Source organism: Rhizobacter sp. P3_B12, assembly GCF_056402895.1.
This window is the reverse complement of sequence record NZ_JBFUGN010000377.1, coordinates 1-5439: the sequence shown is the minus strand read 5'-3', so window position 1 is coordinate 5439 and position 5439 is coordinate 1. Positions and strand designations below refer to the sequence as shown.

Sequence of the window (5439 nt, the reverse complement as noted above, 5' to 3'; positions counted from 1 at the left end):
GGTTGACGCCGCACGCGAGCATCGCGGCCAGCGTCGCGATCACCGTGTCGCCGGCACCGGTCACGTCGAACACCTCGCGCGCCTGCGCCGGCACGCGGGTGTGGGCGTCGCTGCCGTCGGCGTTCTGGTCGAACAGCGACATGCCTTCTTCGGAACGGGTCAGCATCAGCGCGCTGAGCCCGTGCTCGCGGCGCAGCGCCTGGGTGCGTTCGTGCAGCTGCGCCTCGCTGCCCCAGGCGCCGATCACCTGCGCCAGCTCCGCGCGGTTCGGCGTGATCACCGTGGCGCCGGCGTAGCGGCTGTAGTCGCTGCCCTTCGGATCGACCAGCACCGGCTTGCCCGCGGCGCGCGCGAGCTCGATCATGCGCGGGATGTGCGTGAGCCCGCCCTTGCCGTAGTCGGAGAACAGCACCGCATCGTGGCGGGCCAGCTCGCGCTCGTAGTCGCCCAGCATCGCCGACAGCACCTCGTGGTCGGGCTGGTTCTCGAAGTCGACGCGGATCAGCTGCTGCGAGCGGCCGATCACGCGCAGCTTGACGATGGTGTAGAGCTGCGGATCGCGCCCGAGCACCGTGTTGACGCCTTGCTGCTCGAGCAGCCGCTGCAGCTTCTGCGCCGGCTCGTCGTTGCCGACCACCGTCAGCAGCGTCGCCTGCGCGCCCAGCGTCTTGACGTTCAGCGCGACGTTGGCCGCGCCGCCCAGGCGCTCTTCCTCGCGGTTCACGCGCACCACCGGCACCGGCGCCTCCGGCGAGATGCGATCGACGGCGCCGAACCAGTAGCGGTCGAGCATCGCGTCGCCGACGATCAGCACGCGCGCGCGCGCCAGGCGCTCGGGGTCGATCGAAGCCGTCATCACAAATCCTCCAGGCGTTGCGGCGGGTAGGTGTCCCAGCTCAGGCAGCCCGGGCATTGCCAGAAATAGTGCTGCGCCTCGAAACCGCAGGCGGCGCAGCGGTAGCGCTGCAGCGGCTTCGCGGCGCGGCCGATGGCCTCGCGCAGGCCCTGCGTCTCGTCGCTGCTCAGCGTGTCGCCGGCGCTGACGCGCAGCAACTCCTGCGCGGCCGACAGGCTGGGCTGCGTCTGCAGGTGCGTCAGCAGGCGCCCGCGTTGCACCGCAGCGCCCGGGTCGAGCAGCGTGATCGCGGCCAGCAGGTCCATCGTCGGCGCGCGGCCGTACAGCGCGCGCAGCCGCTCCAGGGCACCGGCGACATCGCCCGCGGCGATCGCGCTGTTCGCGTAGTCGCGGGCCACCAGGTTGAACGCGACCGGGTGCGTCGTCATCAGCTCGCCCCAGGCCTGCATGACCTGTGCATGGTCGCCGCGCGCGAAGGCGCGCTGGCCGGCCACCACCTTCGGGCGGGCCGCCTGCGGGGCCACGCTGCGCGCCCGGCGCAGCGCGTCGTCGCCGTCGGCCTGTTGCTGGCGCGCATCGGCATCGAGGGTCAGCTCGCACCAGTAGTGCGCGATGCGCGACGCGAACGAGCCGGTGCCGCTGCGCTCGAGCTTCTGCGCCACCTCGACCGCCGAGCGCCAGTTGCGCGAGCGCTCGTGCAGCGTCAGCAGCGCGAGGCGCGCCTCGGTGTCGAAGGCCGTGCCTTCGAGCGCCTTGTAGGCCTCTTCGGCGCGGTCGAACAGGCCGGCCTTCATGAAGTCCTGCGCCAGCGCGTGCTGCGCGCGCTCGCGGTCGGCGCGCGGCAGGTCGGCCCGGTTCAGCAGATGCTGGTGCACGCGCACCGCGCGCTCGTATTCGCCGCGGCGGCGGAACAGGTTGCCGAGCGCGAAGTGCAGGTCGGAGGTGTCCGGATCCTGCTGCACGGCTTCGATGAAGGCGTCGATCGCCTTGTCCTGCTGCTCGTTCAGCAGCAGGCTCAGGCCCTTGAAGTAGGCCTTCGGCGAGTCGCGCTGCTCGCGCTTCCATTGCCGCAGGTCGAGGCGCGAGCCCAGCCAGCCGAGGGCGAACGCGACCGGCAGGCCGAGCAGGAACCACTGGTAGTCAAAGTCCATCGCGCGGGGGGTGGGAATCGGATCGGGTGGGGAGCTCGGAAGACGGCGTCAGGGCGCTGTCAGCCAGCTCGGGATGGTCGCCGCGGCGCCGCAGGCGGTGCTGTGCGAGGCGGTGGTTGCGCCACCAGCTCGGCACCATCGCGAGCACGCCGAAGGCGCAGCCGAACGCGAAGGCGCTCAGCACGACGAACACCATCGGGGCATGCCATTCCTGGCCGAAGAACCAGCGCACGTTGGCGTCGTGCTGGTTGTTCAGCGCGAACGCGAAGAGGCTGAAGAAGATGAAGGCTCGAAAGAGCCAGACGGCGACGCGCATCATTTGCCGGCGATTCTAGGTCGGCGGCGCGAAGCGAGAGAGCAGCGGGCTCAGGTGCCCGTCAGCGGCGTGATCGGCATCGGCTGGTCGTCTTCGAGCGGAACCTGCTCGTCGACGGCTTCGCGCAAGGCCTTGCCGGGTTTGAAATGCGGAACCAGCTTCTCGGGGATCACCACCTGCTCGCCGGAGCGGGGATTGCGCCCCACCCGCGGCGGGCGGCGGTTGATCGAGAAACTGCCGAACCCGCGGATCTCGATGCGGTGCCCGCGCGCGAGCGCATCGGACATCGCATCCAGGATGGTCTTGACGGCGAACTCGGTGTCGCGATGCGTCAGCTGGCTGAACTGCTCTGCCAGCCGGGTCACGAGATCGGAACGCGTCATGGGTCCTGTTGATCCTCGGGGTTCGGTCAGGGGAACGACGGGATCAGCCGTTGTTCTGGTTGTCCAGCTTGGCGCGCAGCAGGGCGCCCAGGCTGGTGGTACCGGCGGTCTCGCGCTCGTTCGTGGTCGACAGGCGCTGCATCGCTTCCTGCTGGTCGGCGTTGTCCTTGGCCTTGATCGACAACTGGATCGAACGCGTCTTGCGGTCGATGTTGATGATCAGCGCCGAGACTTCGTCGCCTTCCTTCAGCACGTTGCGCGCGTCTTCGACGCGGTCGCGGCTGATTTCGGAAGCACGCAGGTAGCCGGTGACGTCGTCGTTCAGCTGGATCTCGGCGCCGCGCGCGTCGACCGTCTTGACCTTGCCGTTGACGATCATGCCGCGGTCATTGACCGAGGTGTAGCTCGTGAACGGATCGGAGTCGAGCTGCTTGATGCCCAGCGAGATGCGTTCGCGCTCGACATCGACCGCCAGAACCACGGCTTCGACTTCCTGGCCCTTCTTGTAGTTGCGGACCGCGGCTTCGCCCGGCTCGTTCCACGACAGGTCGGACAGGTGCACCAGGCCGTCGATGCCGGCAGCCAGGCCCACGAACACGCCGAAGTCGGTGATCGACTTGACGGGTCCCTTGACCTTGTCGCCGCGCTGCACCGTGGTCGAGAACTCTTCCCACGGGTTGGCCTTGCACTGCTTCATGCCCAGGCTGATGCGGCGCTTGTCTTCGTCGATCTCGAGGACCATGACTTCGACTTCGTCGCCCAGCGAGACGATCTTGCTGGGGGCGACGTTCTTGTTGGTCCAGTCCATTTCGGAGACGTGCACCAGGCCTTCGATGCCCGGCTCGATCTCGACGAACGCGCCGTAGTCGGCGATGTTCGTGATCTTGCCGAACAGGCGCGTGCCGTTCGGGTAGCGGCGCGAAACGCCGTGCCACGGGTCGTCGCCCAGCTGCTTGATGCCCAGCGAGACGCGGTTCTTCTCGGCGTCGAACTTGAGGACCTTGGCCTGCAGTTCCTGGCCGACCTGAACGACTTCGCTCGGGTGGCGGACACGGCGCCAGGCCATGTCGGTGATGTGCAGCAGGCCGTCGATGCCGCCCAGGTCGACGAACGCACCGTATTCGGTGATGTTCTTGACCACGCCGTTGACGATCGCGCCTTCGGACAGGGTTTCGAGCAGCTTCGCGCGTTCTTCGCCCATCGAGGCTTCGACCACGGCACGGCGCGACAACACGACGTTGTTGCGCTTGCGGTCGAGCTTGATGACCTTGAACTCCATGGTCTTGCCCTCGAACGGGCTCATGTCCTTGACCGGGCGCGTGTCGAGCAGCGAGCCGGGCAGGAAGGCACGGATGCCGTTCACGAGGACGGTCAGGCCGCCCTTGACCTTGCCGTTGACGGTGCCGGTCACGAACTCGCCGGATTCGAGCGAGTTCTCGAGCGACAGCCACGAGGCCAGGCGCTTGGCCTTGTCGCGCGACAGGATGGTGTCGCCGTAGCCGTTTTCGATCGCGTCGATGGCCACCGACACGAAATCGCCGACCTGGACTTCGAGCTCGCCCTGGTCGTTCTTGAATTCTTCAATGGGCACGTAGGCTTCGGACTTGAGGCCTGCGTTCACCACCACGAAGTTGTAGTCGACACGCACCACTTCGGCGGTGATGACCTCGCCACTGCGCATTTCCGAGCGCTTCAGCGATTCTTCGAACAGGGCGGCAAAGGATTCGCCGCCTTGGTTGGTGGCGGTTTGGGTTTGAGGCATGTGGATTTCCGGGTGCAACTTGCGTTGCGGTTAGGTTGAAGATCCGCTGTCTCGGTGCACGTCTCTCGTTGAGCCAAGAGCGGTGCAGGAGGGGAGGCAGCGGGCCAATCGATTCAATTGGGGCCGGTGTGCGCCGGCTTCAACTGAAGTGTCGCGAAGCTTCCCACCAATCCAGCACTGCCTTGACGCATTCGTCGATGGTCAGTGCCGAGTTGTCGAGCACCTTCGCGCCCTCGGCCGGCTTCAGAGGCGAAACCGCCCGGTTCTGATCCCGGGCGTCGCGCGCTTCAAGGTCGGCTCGAAGGTCATCGATACTAGTCGAAATTCCCTTAGAAATCAACTGCTTATGGCGCCGTTCGGCCCGCACGGCAGCGCTTGCGACGACGAACACCTTCAGGTCGGCGCCGGGGAAGATCACCGTGCCCATGTCACGTCCGTCGGCCACCAGGCCGGGCAGGCGGCGGTGCGACAGCTGCAGCTCGTGCAGCGCCTGTCGGACAGCCGGCCAGGCCGACACCTTCGAGGCCATCGCGCCGACATGCTCCTGGCGGAGGTCATCGCTCACATCGCGGCCCGCCAGCCAGATCCGCTGGTCGTGGAACGCCAGCTGCAGGCCGGCGGCGATCTTCGCGAGGCCGGGCTCGTCGGTCTCGGTGACGCCGGCATCCAGCGCCGACAGCGCGGTCGCCCGGTACAGCGCACCGGAATCGAGGAAGTGATAGCCCAGCGCCTGCGCGACTGCGCTCGCGAGCGTGCCCTTGCCGGAGGCGGTCGGGCCGTCGATCGTGATCACCGGCACGCCGGCGGGGCCGGGCTGCGCCACGCCGAACAGCGCCTCGAAGTAGTCGGGGAAGGTCTTCGCGACGCAGCGCGGGTCGAGGATGCGCACGGGCACCCCGTTCGCCGTGCTCGTCGGTGTCGCCAGCGGGTTGAACGCGGCCAGCGAGAAGCACAACGCGACCCGGTGGTCG

6 protein-coding genes are annotated in these 5439 nt (G+C 67.8%); all 6 read right to left on the bottom strand.

All coding sequences use genetic code 11. The features are described from left to right. Positions 1-856 (bottom strand): D-glycero-beta-D-manno-heptose-7-phosphate kinase (gene rfaE1 / locus AC1D01_RS18905; RefSeq protein WP_477868952.1); only part of this gene is annotated, 856 nt, incomplete at its 3' end. Beyond that, positions 856-2007, bottom strand: coding sequence for a lipopolysaccharide assembly protein LapB (gene lapB, locus AC1D01_RS18900; RefSeq protein ID WP_477868950.1), 1152 nt, complete (start codon positions 2005-2007; stop codon positions 856-858). The genes rfaE1 and lapB, both read right to left, overlap by 1 nt. Next, positions 1997-2323 (bottom strand): LapA family protein, encoded by a 327-nt coding sequence (locus AC1D01_RS18895; protein WP_477868954.1) that lies wholly within the window; start codon positions 2321-2323, stop codon positions 1997-1999. The genes lapB and AC1D01_RS18895 overlap by 11 nt, the downstream gene beginning before the upstream one ends. 50 nt (positions 2324-2373) lie before the next feature. Continuing rightward, positions 2374-2706: an integration host factor subunit beta gene (locus AC1D01_RS18890; RefSeq protein ID WP_052203810.1), complete on the bottom strand. Its 333-nt coding sequence runs from the start codon at positions 2704-2706 to the stop codon at positions 2374-2376. A 43-nt stretch (positions 2707-2749) separates the two neighbouring features. Next, positions 2750-4468, bottom strand: coding sequence for a 30S ribosomal protein S1 (rpsA, locus tag AC1D01_RS18885; protein WP_052203807.1), 1719 nt, complete (start codon positions 4466-4468; stop codon positions 2750-2752). A 139-nt stretch (positions 4469-4607) separates the two neighbouring features. Then, the coding region (gene cmk / locus AC1D01_RS18880) for a (d)CMP kinase (RefSeq protein ID WP_477868948.1) at positions 4608-5439 on the bottom strand (832 nt) is incomplete at its 5' end.